Genomic DNA, 14996 nt, shown 5'->3' with positions numbered 1-14996 from the left:
TCGAACGAATCACAAACGTGTTGTTCTAAGTAACACCTCTCGAGGTGCGTCGGCAAGTACTGCCCGTCCACCAGGTACAACGCGGCTGGAAGTGGGTCGATCATGCGGGCCGCGGCATGGTGGTCACAAGAAGGACAACCTGTGAATGTCCTGGGGAGGAGGCCGCCGGGGGCTGGTGCGCCGGGCTAGCGGGACGGATCTGCCATCCCCGAGGCGGCCAACGTCGCCGCCAGGTCTGGGGGCAGCGGGTCGTCCACCTCCACACGCTCCCCCGTGTGGGGGTGCGAGAACCCGAGGCGCCAGGCGTGAAGGAACGGCCGCTGGAGCCCGAGCGCGCGGGTCCTCTCGGAGAACCCTCCGTACGTCCGATCCCCCAGAACGGGGTGGCCGAGGTGAGCTAGATGGACCCGGATCTGGTGCGTCCGACCGGACCCCAAGGTGACCTCCAACAAGGCGCTCTCGGCCCCCTCCGCCAGGACGGTGTAGTGCGTCACAGACGGCTTCCCGCCGGCGACGACGGCCATGAGACGTCTCTTGTTCGGATGGCGGCCGACCGGTGCCTCGATCGTGCCCGTCGCTGCTCCCGGCGCCCCCCGGACCAGCGCTAGGTAGCGTCGCTCGACGTCACGCCTGCGGATCGCATCGACCAGCCGTTCCTGGGTCACATCGTCCTTAGCGACCAGCAACAGCCCCGAGGTGTCCTTGTCGAGGCGGTGGACGATGCCGGGCCTGATCGAGTCCTGGTTGGACAGCGGCACCCCCAGCCCCAGCAGAGCGTTGACGAGCGTGCCGGAGTCGTGCCCCCGCGCGGGATGCGTCACCAGCCCTGGGGGCTTGGAGATCACGAGCAACCACTCGTCGCGGTAGCGGACCTCGATACCGATGTTCTCGGCCGCAGGGGCCGCCACTTGTGCCTCGGGAAGCTCGCCCTCTACGACGTCACCGATCTCCAGCCGGTGGCTGGGGCGCGCGCCCGCGCCGTTCACGAGGACGGCCCGGTCACGTAGGGCGCGCTGTGCCAGCGTTCGCGTGACCGCGCCGCGCGCCGCCAGCACCACGTCGACCCGCTCCCCCACCTCTTGTTCGTTGGGGCCGAAAGAGATCAACCTCGATCGGCCTCGGCGCTACCCCGCCACCCGATCACGAGGATCGCCAACGCGCCCAAGACGATCGCCATGTCGGCGATGTTGAACACGGGCCACACGTGGAGGTCGATGAAGTCGACCACTCCGCCGTTCGTATCGCGCACGATGCGATCCAGCGCGTTCCCAAGCCCTCCTCCCAGCACCATCCCGAGCGGGACCGCCCAGCGATGATCCTCCAGGCGCCGAAGAGCTACGAGGATCCCGGCGAGGATCGTCAGCGTCGCGACGAGGAAGAACCCGGGAAAGCCCTGCAGGAGCCCGAAGGCGCCACCGGAGTTGAAAGTCAATCGAAAGCTCAAGATCCCGGGCACCAGGTCGTACGGCGGGCGTCCCTCCAGAGCCTCCAACGCCCACTGTTTCGTCGCCTGGTCCAGCGCCACCACGACGGCGGCTGCCGACAGCGATGCCGCGTACAGGTACCGGACGGAGGTGCCGCGCGGTCCGGTCGCGTCCGTCGTCTCGGCGGGAGTAGCTACCGGACCCGCTCTTCTCGCCGCTTGCAGTCGAGACAGAGCAACGCGTGCGGCAGCGCCTTGATACGAGCGGCGTCGATCGGGTTGCCGCATCGCTCGCAGGTGCCGTAGTTCCCCTCGTCGATGCGCGCGATCGCCCTCGTCATCTGCTCGATGAGGTCGCGGATGTTGTTCCTGATCGACAGGTCGCGCTCGCGGTCGAACGTCGCCGTGCCGGCGTCGGCAAAGTCATCGTCCATGCCGACCTCGGCACCCATATCCGACTGCGTGCCGTCGGAGTCCGACTCCAGCTCGGCGATCTGTCTGCGAAGTTCGCTGCGCTCCGACTCCAACTGCTCTCGGATCTTCTTCAGCTGCGCCTTGTCGAAGTTGACCGGCTTCGCGGGCCGAGACGGCCCCCGCCGGTCCAGCTTCCGGATCGGGACCCGCGGCCCCGCGCTGGGCGCAGGAGTCTTTGCGGCTGTCTTCTCAACCGGCGCCTTGGAGACGGTCTTCTTGGTGGCGGTCTTCGCCACCGGAGCCTTGGTCACCGTCTTCTTCACCGGAGGCTTGGCGCTCGTCTTCTTGACGGGTGCCTTCGCCGCGGTCTTCTTGACGGGCGCCTTGGCGGCGGTCTTCTTGGCGGGCGCCTTCGCCGTCGTCGTCTTCTTGGCCGGGGTGTTCTTCGCCGACGCCTTCGCGGCGGTCTTCTTCGCGGGCGCCTTCGCCGTCTTCTTGGCCGGGGTCTTCTTCGCGGGCGCCTTCGCAACGACCTTCTTCTTCAAGTTCGCGGCCTTCTTCGCCACTACCTTCTTCGCCCGCTCGGTGGCCTTCTTCACCGTCGATCTCTGTGACGCGGCGGTGCCGGTCGAGGACGTCTTGGAGGTTGTCTTCTTAGCCGCGGTCTTCTTCGCAGACGCCTTGGCCGCGGTCTTCTTGGGCCTGGGAGGCTGCTTGGCCGGTGTCATGGCCGCGGGACGATAGCACAGGAGCTTTGTTCACAAGCTCCCATGGCGGCAGAGCTCCAGGTGGAGCTGAAGCTACTCTTCAAGCCATGCCGACGTCCCCTTACCGGCCTGTGGATCCACGCGTCTCCTTCCCTGCGCTCGAGGCGGGGATCGCGGCGCGATGGAAGGAGAAAGGCGTGTTCGAGCGCTCGCTCGAACAGCGCGAGGGGCAGCCCGAATGGGTCTTCTACGAGGGGCCGCCGACGGCGAACGGCAAGCCCGGCATCCACCACGTCGAGGCCAGGATCTTCAAAGACATCTTCTGTCGCTACCAGACGATGCGGGGTCACTACGTCCACCGCAAGGCCGGCTGGGACTGCCACGGGCTGCCGGTCGAGATCGCGGTCGAGAAACAGCTGGGGATCACCCAGAAGCGCCAGATCGAAGAAGAGGTGGGGATCGAGGAGTTCACCCGCCTGTGTCGCGAATCCGTAAAGAGATACGTCGACGACTGGGAGCGGCTGACCGACCGGATCGGCTTCTGGGTGGACCTCCCCAACGCCTACTGGACGATGAGCAGCGACTTCGTCGAGACCGTGTGGTGGATCCTCAAGCAGGTCTGGGACAAGGGACTGCTCGAGGAGGACTTCAAGGTCGTCCCCTACTGCCCCCGCTGCGAGACATCTCTGTCATCGCACGAACAGCACCAGACGGGCACCTACAGGATGGTCACCGACCCCTCCGTGTACGTGCGCTACCCGCTGAAGGACGATCCCGCCACGGCATTGCTCGTGTGGACCACGACGCCGTGGACGCTGCTCGCGAACATGGCCGTCGCCGTCGGTGAGGACATCTCGTACGTGAAGGTCCCCGACCCGCACCTGGACGGGCGCTACCTGATCGTGGCCGCAGAACGCGTCGACGCGGTTGTGGGCGAAGGTGGCGACGCGCTGGAGCAGACGAGCGGACGGGATCTCGTCGGGCGGAGCTACGAGCCGCCCTTCGGGTTCGTCCGCAGCGAGGGCCGCGCCCACACCGTCCTCCCCGGCGACTTCGTCACCACGAGCGACGGCTCCGGACTCGTCCACCTAGCACCCTACGGCGAAGACGACATGGTGGTGGCCAAACGCGAGGATCTGCCGATAACGCAGATGATCGACCCGTCGGGCCTCGTGGTTGCCGAGGGCGGGCCGTTCGCCGGTCGCTCGATCCAACAGGCGAACCCGATGATCGTGGACGACCTCGCAGCGCGCGACCTCCTGTTCAAGGCCGAGGACTACGAGCACTCGTACCCGCACTGCTGGCGGTGCCAGACGCCGCTCCTCTACTACCCGCGGCTCGACTGGTACATCAGGACCTCTCAGATCCGACGCGAGCTGCAGGAGTCCAACGAGGAGACGAACTGGCAGCCGCCGACCATCAAGTACGGGCGCTTCGGCGACTGGCTAGCCAACAACGTCGACTGGTCGCTGTCGCGCGATCGCTACTGGGGCACACCGCTGCCGATATGGCGTTGCGAGGAGCGCCACGCGACCTGCGTCGGCTCCTTCGCCGAGCTCGCGGAGCTGTCCGACAAGGACCTGGGCGGCGATTTCGACCCACACCGGCCGTACGTGGACGACATCACCTTCGCCTGCCCCGAGTGTGGCAAAGAGGCGGCTCGCGTCCCCAGCGTCATCGATACGTGGTTCGACTCCGGCTCGATGCCGTTCGGACAGTGGCACTACCCCTTCGAGAACGCAGACGTGTTCGAGAACCGGTTCCCCGCGCACTTCATCTCCGAGGCGATCGACCAGACTCGCGGCTGGTTCTACTCGCTGCTGGCGGTTGCCACGCTGGTGCGGGGGCAGAACTCGTACCGCAACTGCGTAGTCCTCGGGCACATCGTGGACGCCGACGGACGCAAGATGTCGAAGTCCCTCGGCAACGTGATCGACCCGTGGACGGTGCTCGACGCGCAGGGGGCCGACGCGCTGCGGTGGCACATGCTGACCGCGGGGACCCCGTGGTCGGCGCGGCGGGTATCCGTGGAGATCATCGAGGAGTCGCTGCGCAAGTACCTCCTCACGCTGTGGCACACCTACTCCTTCTGGGTGACCTACGCGTCGCTGGAGGGCTTCGACCCATCTGGCCTCGAGATCCCGCTCGAGGGCCGCTCGCAGATGGACCGCTGGATCCTGGCGGAGCTCGCCGACACGGTGACGGTCGTGACGGAATCCCTCGAGGGTTTCGATGCGACCACCGGTGGCAGGCGTCTCGAGCGCTTCGTGGACGACCTCTCGAACTGGTACGTGCGACGTTCCCGGCGGCGCTTCTGGAGGTCGGGTGAAGATGCCGACACGCAAGCGGCATTCCTGACGCTGTGGGAATGCCTCGTCACCCTCGCCCAGCTGACGGCGCCGTTCACGCCCTTCATCGCGGACGAGATCTACACGAACCTGTGCGCTCCCGCGGGCGAGGCGCGGGACTCCGTCCACCTGTCGGGCTGGCCGCATCCGGTCGCCGCGTACGCCGACGACGAGCTCCGGAGCAGGATGGGGCTGGTCCGGCGCCTGGTGACGCTCGGCCGGTCTGCTCGGACCGAGGCGAAGGTGCGGGTCCGACAACCGCTCGCTCGTGCTCTCGTCGTGCTGCCGGCTGCGGAGGCAGATGCGCTGGGCGAGCTGGAGGCTCTGGTCACCGACGAGCTGAACGTTCGGGAGATCGAACACGCTTCGGGTCTCGGCGAGCTCGTCTCGTACTCGGTGAAGCCGAACTTCAAAGCGCTCGGCCCCCGCTTCGGGCCCCGGGTCAAGTCTGTCGCTCAGGCCGTAGGCGCGACCGACGCGGCAGACATCGTCCGCGCCGTCGACACCAACGGCGTCGTTCACGTCGACGTCGACGGAGAGCAGGTGTCGCTCACGCGCGACGACCTGGACGTGCGGGTCGAAGGTCGCTCGGGGTTCGCCCTCGTGCAGGACGGGCCGTACGGGGTCGCTCTCGACCTAGAGATCACTCCGGACCTACTGGCGGAAGGGGTCGCCCGCGAGGTCGTGCGCGCGGTTCAAGAGCTAAGGAAGGCCAGTGGCCTCGCGGTCGAGGATCGGATCACGCTGTGGCTGTCCGCAGACGACGAAGCGCTAGACGCGGCGATCCAGCAACACGCCGCCATGATCGCGTCGGAGGTGCTCGCGACGGACACATCGTGGGGTGATGCGCCCGAAGACGTCGCGCGGGATCAGGTGACGCTCGAGTCGGGCGCGATCTCGATCGGACTGCGGCGCGCCGCGTAGGTGCTCGACGACTACGGCTTACACACGCCGCAGGGGTCGTAACCGCGCCGCTGCGCCGCCTGTCGAGAGATCTCCTCGCCCCCCGGGATAGACGCGTAGCGGCAATCCGGCCGATGGAAGCGACTGCGGTCGGCATACGCGATCACGCGGTCGCCGTCGTCGCCGCGCGGAACCAAAGGGACCGGCTGCGTAGGCTGAGCGGCAGGCGCAGCTGCAGGCGCCGCGGGAGCGCGAGGGGACTCGGGACGAGGCCGACGCTGAGGAGCCGGACCTCGCGCGGCCTCTGCCTTGCTGCGGTAGTAGCCGAGGGACAGCATGATCGCGGCGCCGACGCTCGCAGCGATCGAGGTCCAGATCAGAGACTCGTTCGCGCTGGTCCAGCCGATGACCAAGACGATGGCCGAGCCCGCGATCAGAAGGAGCGAGCCGCCGATCAGAGCCGTCATGTGGGAGGACCCTAACGGCCCTCGTCGGACCAGTCCTCTTCTCTGTTGTCCCGCCGGAACATCGCACGCAATGGATGTTTACGCGCGATGTCGCCGTTCTCGGCATCCGCGTAGGCGTCGAGCTTGATGTCGGGGTCATCTGACAGCTCGATCACCGCTGCGTCTTCCGCGACGACGGGAGCGTCCCCGGCCTCCGCCCGCGCCTCATGCGCCACCGCCTCCATCCGCGCTGCCGGCGTCGCGTGCAGCCTCGCGGGGCCGACGCTAGAAAGGGCCGGCTGCGGAGGGATCGGAGTGGCGCCCCCGGCGCCCTGCTGTGGTTTCTCGACGAGTGCCTCTAGAGAGTCGAGCTGTTGTTCGAGGAAGGCCTTGAGGCGTCGCTTGATCTCGGCCTCGAACCCTTCCAACCGCTCGATCGTGAGCTGGGTCTCCCGCCGGCGGACCAACTGCTGTCGCTCCGCCTCGGCGGTCTTCCGCCGCACCTCTTCCTCCGCCGTGGCGACCCGCTCCTTCAGCTCCTCGTTCGCCCGGTGAGCGCGCTCCTCGGCCTCGGTCACCATCCGCTCGGCCTTGGACTTCGCGGTGGCGATCGCCTCCTCGGCAGCCTGCTGCGCCGTCACCAAGGTCTTCTTCAACATCTCCTCGGTGCTGCGGCTGGCTGCGACCATCTGATCCAAGTCGCGCAGACGATCCTGCAGCGCCTGGTTCTCGCGCTCGAGACGGTTCATCTGCTCCGCCACGCGATCGAGGAAGTCGTCCACCTCCTCCTGGTTGTAGCCGCGCCAGGCGTCGTGGAACTGCTTCTCGTGGATGTGGGCAGCAGTCACTTCCATGCTGCAAGTATCTCAGAGGTAGGCGCTCGAACCCGGTTATCCGCAGATAGCTCCGGATACGACGCGCAGGATGATGAACACGAACAGCGGCGAGAGATCGAGCCCTCCGATCGGAGGGATGTACCGGCGGAAGAGGCCGAGCACCGGCTCGGTCAGGTCGTAGATCACGCGCACCGCCGGGGCCACCGATGGTGGAGGCGACCACGCCATGGTGACCCAAGACAGGATGATGCGCGCGAGAAGCACGACGTAGTACGCGGAGAAGAGAAGACAGACGAACCCCATCGGCGGTGCCGGCTAGGCCGGGAAGAAACCGCGCTCTTCGAGGAAGCGCTGCCGCTCCTCGGCGGAAACCTGCACCCCCGGCGGGGTGATCAGGATCACGTGCTCCCCCGCGGGTTGGATGCTTCCGCCCATCCCATACGACAGCCCGCTAGCGAAGTCGATCAGCCGCTGGCGTTCGCGCGGATCGGCACCGTGGAGGTTCATCAGAACCGAGAACCCGTCGCGGAACTTGTCCCCGATCTCTTGAGCATCCGCCTTGAAGAGCGTCGGGTTGACGAGATGGAACCTCGCCTGGGCGCGGGTAGGGATCGAGCGCACGACCGCGTCGCGGCGTGCCGGTGACTGATCTCCGGAGGGAGTGCGGCGGGAGCGACGGGCGGCCGGCTCCTCGTCGTGGTCGGTCTCGTCGTAGGCGTAGTCGTCGTACTCATCCTCTTCGACGAGCCCGAGATAAACGAGCGTCTTCCTCCAGATCCCCATCGCGGTCACCCTATCCCGAACATCCTTGGTCTTAGCGGTTATCTGCGCGCTCGAGGGCCGAAGATCGCCTCCCCCACGCGAACCAAGGTGGCGCCCTCCTCGACCCCTACCTCGAAATCTCGCGTCATCCCCATCGAGAGCTCGGTCGCGCTTGGAACGACCGCCTCCACGCGATCGCGCAGCTCTCGAAGCTCCGCGAAGTAGGGCCGCGACTCCTCCGGCTCCGGGGACAGCGGCGCCATCGTCATGAAGCCGCGCACGACGAGCGGATCCAGAGCCGCCACCTGCTCCGCCAACGCCGGTGCGGCCGCGGGCTCTATGCCGTGTTTGGTCGCCTCTCCCGAGACGTTCACCTCGATCAGGACGTCCTGGGCGACGCCGCGGATCCGCGCCCTCCGCGCCAGCTCGTCGGCCAAAGCCAGACGGTCCACCGAGTGGATCAGCGACGCAACGCCGACCACCTGTCTCGCCTTGTTCGTCTGGAGGTGCCCGATGAAGTGCCACCGCACTCCCGTGGGGAACGCGATCGCCTTCTCTCTGAGCTCCTGCACGCGGTTCTCCCCCAGGTGGACCGCGCCGGCGCGCACCGCCTCCGCCACCACGTCGCCCGGGAACCCCTTGCTCACCGCGACCAAAGTCACCTCGTCACCCGACCGCCCGCCGCGTTCGGCCGCGGCGGCAACGCGCGCTCGCACCTCCTCGTAGCGGCGCGAGACGCTCACTGCTCGAGCAGCGAGACGAACGCCCCTTGGCGTCCGGTCGTGCCGTCGCGCCGGTACGAGAAGTAGCGGCGGTCGCACGAGGTGCAGTCCACGCTGGCGGCCACCCGCTCCACACCCGCCCGGTGAAGGGCGAACGTCGCGGCCCGCCCCGGATCGACCCGATCGACGCCGGCCACGGGAAGACCGCGGTCGCGGAACGCCGCGATCACCTCAGGCCCCACCTCGTAGCAACAGGCGTGGATGGACGGACCCACCCATGCAGCGCGCACCTCCCCTACCGCATCCACCGCGGCCTCGACCGCGCCCGCGACGAGACCGCGCCAACCCGCGTGTGCGATCGCCACGACAGCGGTTCCGGCGACGACGACCGGGGTGCAGTCCGCGGTGAGGATCCCCAAACTCACACCGGGCTCCGACGTCATCAACACATCGCCTTCGCCGGCGACCACTGGATCGGACGAAGTGACGTGGAGGATGTCGGCACCATGCACCTGACGCGCCAGGCGCAGCGACGTCACCGCGAAGCCCGCGGCGCGTGCGACCCGCTCTCGGTTCCGGCGAACGGCGTCGGGGTCGTCGCCGACGGTGGCGGCCAGGTTGAGTGAGTCGTAGGGGGCCGCGCTGGAGCCGCCGATGCGATCCGTGAACGCAACGGCGCACCGCGTGGGCGCGGGATCGATCAGCAGACGGAGCCCGTCGCGGTCGACGTGAGCGAGCGAGGGACGGGGGGCGCTCATGCGGGACTGTCTATCAAAGCCAAGAAGAAGAGCGGGACCGGCCGGCCGGTCCCGCTCCCCGGGGAAGCTCCTGCGTCAGAGAACTATTCGTTGCGAAGGAAGGACGGGATCTCGAGGTCCTCGTTGGCATCGAAGACGAGACGCTCCTCGCGCTTTGCGCTGCCGAGGAACGCGGGCTCGTCATCGTCGGCATCGGGAACCGAGAAGATCTCCTCATCGGGGCGCACGAGGTCCTCCGCCTCCTTCTGACCCCACCGGTCGAACCCGGCGGCGATCACCGTGACCCGCACCTCGTCACCCAACGTGTCATCGACGACCGCGCCGAAGATGATGTTCGCGTCTGGATGCGCGGCCTGCGAGATGATCGTCGCCGCCTCGTTCACCTCGAACAGCCCCAGGTCGGACCCACCCGCGATGTTCAGCAGCACGCCGCGAGCTCCCTCGATCGACGCCTCCAGCAACGGCGACGAGATCGCAGCGCGCGCCGCGTCGGCGGCGCGTTGATCGCCGCGCGCCTGCCCGATCCCCATCAGCGACGAACCCGCGTCTGTCATCACGGCCTTCACGTCGGCGAAGTCCAGGTTGATGAGCCCCGGCGTGGTGATCAGGTCCGTGATCCCCTGAACCCCCTGCAGGAGCACCTCGTCGGCCATCCGGAACGCCTCGAGGACCGAGGTGGTCGCGGTTCCCACGTCTAGCAGCCGGTCGTTCGGGATGACGATGAGCGTGTCGACCTTCTCTTTGAGCGAGGTGATCCCCGACTCCGCCTTCAGCGCCCGCTGTCGTCCCTCGAACCCGAAGGGCCGGGTAACGACGCCGATCGTGAGCGCCCCGATGGACTTGGCGATCTCGGCGACGATGGGCGCGCCGCCGGTACCGGTGCCTCCTCCCTTGCCCGCGGTGATGAACACCATGTCGGCGCCCTTCAGCACCTCTTCGATCTCGTCCCGGTGCTCCTCCGCCGCGCGCCGCCCGACCTCCGGGTCGGCTCCCGCCCCGAGACCTCGCGTCAGGTCGCGACCGATGTCGAGCTTCACGTCGGCGTCCGACATCAGGAGAGCCTGCGCGTCGGTGTTGATCGCGATGAACTCGACGCCCTTCAGGCCAACCTCGATCATCCGGTTCACCGCGTTGACGCCGCCGCCGCCGATCCCAACGACCTTGATCACGGCGAGATAGTTCTGCGGTCCTGTGGCCATACGGCCTCCTTCCCACCCTGGAAACCGGAACCCACCGCGGGGGGAAGGAAGTGTGCCGCGGCATCTGCCCAGGTCAGCGGGTAGATCGATTGCTGAGTCTCTACTTCAGGCTTAGAGTTATGTCAACCTGTAGTGATGGTCGAGGAATATAGCGACGCGCGCGGGGGGAGTCAAGGTTCGACGAGCGCGGCTTTTCGCGCTCCTCGTCGCGGCGCTGCCGTGGCTCCTAGGGCGTCGGCGCGGGCGTCGGTGGCGTCGTCACGACGGACTCCGGTTGAGCGGCCGCGGACACGGCGGGACTGGTGGGAACGCGGATGTCGATGTAGCCGCCGCTTCCGCCGTTGACCCGCAGGTCGACGAGCAACGTCCGCAAGACCTCGTTCTTCGCGCGCAGGGCTTCGGCGGCGCCGAATCGCACCTGCGTCCCGTCCTTCAGAGAGAGCGTTATCCGCTCCGTGGTGGGCGCGAGCAAGGCCTCGACCTCTCCACGTATGCGCGGGGACAACGAGCGCAAGGTAGTGAGGGCGTCCTGCACCTCGGCCTCTTCCACCGCGGTCCCCTCCTCCAGATCGGACACGCGCGGACCGGCGAGCACGGGGAGGTCGGGATCGGCGACGCCGCGCGTGAGCACGTGGCCCTCCGCGTCCAGCGTCCACCGTCCGCTGGCCAGCGACAACACCGCCGCCGGCACCCGCTCGACGATCCTGACCCGGATCGTCCCAGGAAGCTTCCGGTCGACCCGCGCGCTCTGGACCCATGCGAGCTCCTCGACCTTGGCGGTGATCTCCGAGGTCGACGCGAGCAAGAGGTTGTCCGATGCATCGAGTTGCGCCACCCGCGCCACGTCGGCGGCCGTCACGTGCCGCCCCCCCACCACCACGACCTCGTCGACGGCCAGCAACGGAGACCAGAAGGCCACCCAGAGAGCGGCCCCCAGCGCGACCACGACGCCTGCTGTTATGAGCCCGCGCCGGCGACGCGAGCGTTCGATCGCGCGCCGGCGGCGAGAGATGCGCGGATCCGTCCGGACGCGCTCCGCCGTCGTCACCGCGACGCCTCCGCGAGAACGGCCGTGTCAAAAGGGCCCACGAACCTCACCTCCGGCTCCAGGTCGACGCCGAACCGATCCAGCACCCGCTTCCTCACGTCGTGAACGAGGTCGAACACGTCCTGCGCCGTCGCGCCGCTCGAGGCGATGAAGAAGTTCGCGTGCAGCTCGGACACCTGGACGCCTCCCACCCGGTGGCCCTTCAGACCGGCGGCGTCGACCAGACGCCCCGCGGCATCCCCCGGCGGGTTCTTGAAGGTGCTCCCGGCGTTCTGGAGCGCGCCCGGCTGCGTCGTCGCGCGATGCCGCCGGTACGACTCCATCCGCGATCGCACCGCATGCTCTTCGTCTGCGACGAGATCGAACGAAGCCGCTACGACCAGATGCGCGTCCGACAGCGCCGAGTGCCTGTAGTCCAGATCGAGCTGCGCCGGCTCGATCTGGGCGGACCCCCACTCGCGCAGGTGGAAGACCTCTACCGACACAAGCGTGTCCGCGACCTCTCCTCCGTGCGCGCCGGCGTTCATCCGCACGCCTCCGCCGACGGAGCCCGGGATCCCGACGGTGAACTCGAGCCCGGCGAGGGACCTGCGCGCGGCCCAGTTGGCGAGCAGCGGAAGAGACGTCGCGGCCCCCGCGGCAACGCGCGTGGGTCTCTGCTCGTCTCCGCGGATCCACGACAGCCCCGCTCCCGTGCGGATCACGATCCCGTCGAAGCCGCGGTCGGACACGACCATGTTGGAGCCTCGTCCCAGCGCGAGGAAGCCGAGCTCGGCGGGGTCCGCTCCGACATCGCGCACCGCGGTCCGTAGGTGCAGCAGGTCGGCGGCGGAGGCCGGCTCGAACAGGACCGCCGCCGCACCACCCACCCTGTACGTCGTGAGCGGGGCCAGCGAGCGGTCGAAATGAACCTCTCCGGCGGCGAGCTCCCGGAGTCGCTCTCCCACGGCGCGCGCACCCACGGTCTGAGCACTCACGGTGCCGGCTCCAAACGCACCAGAAGCTCATCCGCGAGCGACGTGACATCACCGGCGCCGAGAGTGAGGAGCGCGTCCCCCTCCCGCAGCGTCTGTTCGAGGTAGGCCACCAGCTCGGCCCGGTGTGGGAGATAGGCAACCGGGCGCCCCGGCAGCGCCGAGCACAGCTCGTCCGCGATGAGCTTTCCGCTCACCCCGGGAACCGCCTCCTCCCCGGCGCCGTAGACGTCGGTGATGACGATCCTGTCGGCGTCGGAGAACGAGCGTCCGAACGCGGCCGCGAAGGCGGCGGTCCTGGAGTAGCGGTGGGGTTGGAAGACCGCAACGACCCTGTCCCACGAGCCGGTCTTCGCCGCGGACAGCGTCGCCCGCACCTCGGTCGGATGATGCGCGTAGTCGTCGATGATCGTGACTCCGCCCACCTTGCCGCGCAGGTGGAATCGTCGCTCGACGCCGCTGTAGCGCGCGAGCCCCTCCGCAACGTGTTGCAGCGGAACGCCGACCTGGATGCAGGCAGCGGCGGCCGCCAGAGCGTTCGCCACGTTGTGCGCACCAGGCACCTGAAGCCGTATGGGCACGGTCGCGCCCGCGTGCAGGAGATCGAAGGTCGTCTCGGTGCCTTCCGCGCGGACACCAGAGGCGGAGACGTCGCCCTGCGCGCCGAACGTGACTACCGTTGTCCCCGACGCGCGCGCCGCGGCACACAGACCCTCATCGCTTACCGGCACGACGACCGCGCCGTCTGGGTCAGTGGCGCCGATGAAGCGATCGAAGGCCGCGCGCAGCTCCTGCAGCGACGACCAGTGATCCACGTGATCTTCCTCGACGTTCGTCACCACGCCCACATGGGCGGACAACAGCAGGAACGATCCGTCGCTTTCGTCGGACTCTGCTACCGCGAGATCGCTCTCGCCGGAGCGTGCATTGGTGCCGGAGTCGTTCAGCCCGCCCCCGACGAGGTACGTGGCGTCTATCTCTGCGGCGCGCAGCACGGAGACGATCATCGACGTGGTTGTCGTCTTGCCGTGGGTTCCCGCGACAACGATGGAGCGACGTTCTTCGAGGATGGACGCGAGCGCCTGACCTCGCGACAGGATCGTTATGCCGGACGCGCGTGCGGCTGCCAGCTCCGGATTCGAGTCGCGGATGGCCGAGGACATCACGATCACGTCCGCCCCCACGACCAGACCCGCGTCATGCCCCACGTGAACGTCCGCCCCCATCGCCTCGAGCACAGTGGCGGCTCGCGACCGCTTCAGGTCGGACCCAGACACCGACACGCCTTGCTCGAGGAGCACCTTCGCGATCGCGGACATCCCGGCGCCGCCGATGCCGATGAAGTGCACGCGTCCCGCGGAGCGCAACGTCATCGGACGACTCCACGAACCACGTCGGCGAGGCGTTGCGCGGCGTCGGGCCGGGCCAGCGCCAGGAAGCTCTGGCTCATCTCCTTCAGCCTCGCCTCGTCTCGCAACAACCGGTCGGCGGCGTCCGCCACCGCGGAGGTGGTGGTCTCGGCGTCCGCCATCACCAGCGCGGCCCCCGCCCTCTCCGCCACCCGCGCTTGCCGCTCTTGCTGCCGGTCGCGGTGATAGGGGTACGGGACCACTATCGCCGGGAGGCCGACCACCGCCAGCTCCGCCAGCGTCGTGGCGCCCCCGCGACACAGCGCGAGATCGGCGGCCGCGTACGCCAGCGGCATGTCCTCCACGAACTCCACCAACCTGTAATGGGCGAGGCCCGCACCGGTCGATGTGCGTTGCTGTAGCTCGGGGTATGCCAGCCGCCCCGCGATGTGTAGCACCTGCACGTCGGTGCGGCCCGACCATGCATCGGCGAGACCATGCGCGGCGTCGTTGATCCGCCTGGCGCCCTGGCTGCCGCCGAAAACGAGCAACGTCTTGCGTGCAGGGTCGAGGTCGAACAGTTGCAGCGCCCGCTCCCTGTGAGCCTCCTTGGAGAACGTCGCGAACTCCGGCGCTACCGGGTTCCCGACGTACACGCCCTTGCGCCCCGCGGCCTCGAGCGTCTCCTGGAACGAGACGGCGATCCTCGCGGCGAACGGCTTGCTGACCTTGTGGGCGAGCCCGAACACGATGTTCTGCTCGTGCAACACGACCGGAACCGACAGGCTGCGCGCTGCGAGAACCGCGGGGAGGCTCACGTACCCGCCCATGCCCACTACGGCAGCCGGACCCGACCGCTGCAGGAGACCGCGCGCAGCCGCGACCGCTCCCGCGGCGCGCATCCCGGTGCGCGGCAGGAGCCACGGCTTGGCGCGATCGAACCCCGCGACGGTGATGTTCTCGATGGGAAAACCGGCAGCCGGGACCAGGCGCGCCTCCGCGCCCGATGCAGTGCCGACGAAGGACACATCGTCTCCGGGCATAGCGCGGGCAAGAGCGATGGCGGGGTTGACGTGGCCCGCGGTGCCTCCCCCCGCGATCACCACT

Annotated in this window: 16 protein-coding genes; 2 read left to right on the top strand and 14 right to left on the bottom strand. The window is 68.3% G+C overall.

Annotation, left to right across the window (positions count from 1 at the left end):
* Nucleotides 1-185 precede the first annotated feature (185 nt).
* From M3N53_12070 to M3N53_12060, 3 genes are read right to left on the bottom strand one after another with little or no spacing between them, the layout of a single operon-like run.
* Nucleotides 186-1106 (bottom strand): RluA family pseudouridine synthase, encoded by a 921-nt coding sequence (locus M3N53_12070; GenBank protein ID MDP9069064.1) that lies wholly within the window; start codon nt 1104-1106, stop codon nt 186-188.
* Complete coding sequence (gene lspA, locus M3N53_12065) at nt 1103-1711, bottom strand: signal peptidase II (protein ID MDP9069063.1); 609 nt, start codon at nt 1709-1711, stop codon at nt 1103-1105. The genes M3N53_12070 and lspA overlap by 4 nt, the downstream gene beginning before the upstream one ends.
* The gene (locus M3N53_12060) at nt 1618-2133 is read right to left on the bottom strand and encodes a TraR/DksA C4-type zinc finger protein (GenBank protein MDP9069062.1); all 516 of its coding nucleotides are present in this window, start codon (nt 2131-2133) and stop codon (nt 1618-1620) included. Before M3N53_12060 ends, lspA begins: the two co-directional genes overlap by 94 nt.
* On the opposite strand from M3N53_12060, the gene M3N53_12055 reads away from it, so the two are divergent.
* Nucleotides 2117-2581 carry a hypothetical protein gene (locus tag M3N53_12055; protein ID MDP9069061.1) on the top strand — a complete coding sequence of 155 codons (465 nt, stop codon included), beginning with the start codon at nt 2117-2119 and terminating at the stop codon, nt 2579-2581. The two genes, M3N53_12060 and M3N53_12055, sit on opposite strands and share 17 nt — an antisense overlap.
* Nucleotides 2582-2651: 70 nt before the next feature.
* Nucleotides 2652-5816, top strand: a complete 3165-nt coding sequence (gene ileS / locus M3N53_12050; GenBank protein MDP9069060.1) for an isoleucine--tRNA ligase — start codon at nt 2652-2654, stop codon at nt 5814-5816.
* Nucleotides 5817-5827: 11 nt separating this feature from the next.
* Here ileS and M3N53_12045 read toward each other — a convergent pair whose 3' ends face one another.
* The 11 genes from M3N53_12045 to murG form a co-directional block, all read right to left on the bottom strand.
* Entirely contained in the window at nt 5828-6262 is a 435-nt protein-coding gene (locus tag M3N53_12045) for a hypothetical protein (GenBank protein MDP9069059.1), read from the bottom strand.
* Nucleotides 6263-6273: 11 nt separating this feature from the next.
* The gene (locus tag M3N53_12040) at nt 6274-7095 is read right to left on the bottom strand and encodes a DivIVA domain-containing protein (GenBank protein MDP9069058.1); all 822 of its coding nucleotides are present in this window, start codon (nt 7093-7095) and stop codon (nt 6274-6276) included.
* A gap of 36 nt (nt 7096-7131) precedes the next feature.
* Nucleotides 7132-7380: a YggT family protein gene (locus M3N53_12035; GenBank protein ID MDP9069057.1), complete on the bottom strand. Its 249-nt coding sequence runs from the start codon at nt 7378-7380 to the stop codon at nt 7132-7134.
* A 12-nt stretch (nt 7381-7392) separates the two neighbouring features.
* Nucleotides 7393-7860, bottom strand: coding sequence for a cell division protein SepF (gene sepF, locus M3N53_12030; protein ID MDP9069056.1), 468 nt, complete (start codon nt 7858-7860; stop codon nt 7393-7395).
* Nucleotides 7861-7898: 38 nt separating this feature from the next.
* Entirely contained in the window at nt 7899-8582 is a 684-nt protein-coding gene (locus M3N53_12025; protein MDP9069055.1) for a YggS family pyridoxal phosphate-dependent enzyme, read from the bottom strand.
* Complete coding sequence (locus tag M3N53_12020) at nt 8579-9319, bottom strand: polyphenol oxidase family protein (GenBank protein MDP9069054.1); 741 nt, start codon at nt 9317-9319, stop codon at nt 8579-8581. Before M3N53_12020 ends, M3N53_12025 begins: the two co-directional genes overlap by 4 nt.
* Before the next feature lie 83 nt (nt 9320-9402).
* Nucleotides 9403-10518 (bottom strand): cell division protein FtsZ, encoded by a 1116-nt coding sequence (gene ftsZ / locus M3N53_12015; protein ID MDP9069053.1) that lies wholly within the window; start codon nt 10516-10518, stop codon nt 9403-9405.
* A 226-nt stretch (nt 10519-10744) separates the two neighbouring features.
* Nucleotides 10745-11566, bottom strand: a complete 822-nt coding sequence (locus M3N53_12010; GenBank protein MDP9069052.1) for an FtsQ-type POTRA domain-containing protein — start codon at nt 11564-11566, stop codon at nt 10745-10747.
* Nucleotides 11563-12543 carry a UDP-N-acetylmuramate dehydrogenase gene (murB, locus tag M3N53_12005; GenBank protein MDP9069051.1) on the bottom strand — a complete coding sequence of 327 codons (981 nt, stop codon included), beginning with the start codon at nt 12541-12543 and terminating at the stop codon, nt 11563-11565. The genes M3N53_12010 and murB overlap by 4 nt, the downstream gene beginning before the upstream one ends.
* Complete coding sequence (gene murC / locus M3N53_12000) at nt 12540-13913, bottom strand: UDP-N-acetylmuramate--L-alanine ligase (protein ID MDP9069050.1); 1374 nt, start codon at nt 13911-13913, stop codon at nt 12540-12542. The genes murB and murC overlap by 4 nt, the downstream gene beginning before the upstream one ends.
* On the bottom strand, nt 13910-14992 hold the full coding sequence (murG, locus tag M3N53_11995) for an undecaprenyldiphospho-muramoylpentapeptide beta-N-acetylglucosaminyltransferase (protein MDP9069049.1): 1083 nt from the start codon (nt 14990-14992) through the stop codon (nt 13910-13912). The genes murC and murG overlap by 4 nt, the downstream gene beginning before the upstream one ends.
* Between the last annotated feature and the right edge of the window lie 4 nt (nt 14993-14996).

The organism is Actinomycetota bacterium (assembly GCA_030776625.1).
GTDB lineage: Bacteria > Actinomycetota > CADDZG01 > CADDZG01 > WHSQ01 > MB1-2.
Note: the sequence above shows the minus strand (reverse complement) of the source record. Positions and strands in the feature narration are given on the sequence as shown.

What these genes read in the sequence shown, in the direction of transcription:
- lspA (MDP9069063.1), bottom strand. Translation starts at nt 1,711, where the DNA reads ATGCGGCAACCCGATCGACGCCGCTCGTATCAAGGCGCTGCCGCACGC.
- ileS (MDP9069060.1), top strand. Translation starts at nt 2,652, where the DNA reads ATGCCGACGTCCCCTTACCGGCCTGTGGATCCACGCGTCTCCTTCCCT.
- M3N53_12045 (MDP9069059.1), bottom strand. Translation starts at nt 6,262, where the DNA reads ATGACGGCTCTGATCGGCGGCTCGCTCCTTCTGATCGCGGGCTCGGCC.
- M3N53_12040 (MDP9069058.1), bottom strand. Translation starts at nt 7,095, where the DNA reads ATGGAAGTGACTGCTGCCCACATCCACGAGAAGCAGTTCCACGACGCC.
- M3N53_12035 (MDP9069057.1), bottom strand. Translation starts at nt 7,380, where the DNA reads ATGGGGTTCGTCTGTCTTCTCTTCTCCGCGTACTACGTCGTGCTTCTC.
- sepF (MDP9069056.1), bottom strand. Translation starts at nt 7,860, where the DNA reads ATGGGGATCTGGAGGAAGACGCTCGTTTATCTCGGGCTCGTCGAAGAG.
- M3N53_12020 (MDP9069054.1), bottom strand. Translation starts at nt 9,319, where the DNA reads ATGAGCGCCCCCCGTCCCTCGCTCGCTCACGTCGACCGCGACGGGCTC.
- ftsZ (MDP9069053.1), bottom strand. Translation starts at nt 10,518, where the DNA reads ATGGCCACAGGACCGCAGAACTATCTCGCCGTGATCAAGGTCGTTGGG.
- murC (MDP9069050.1), bottom strand. Translation starts at nt 13,913, where the DNA reads ATGACGTTGCGCTCCGCGGGACGCGTGCACTTCATCGGCATCGGCGGC.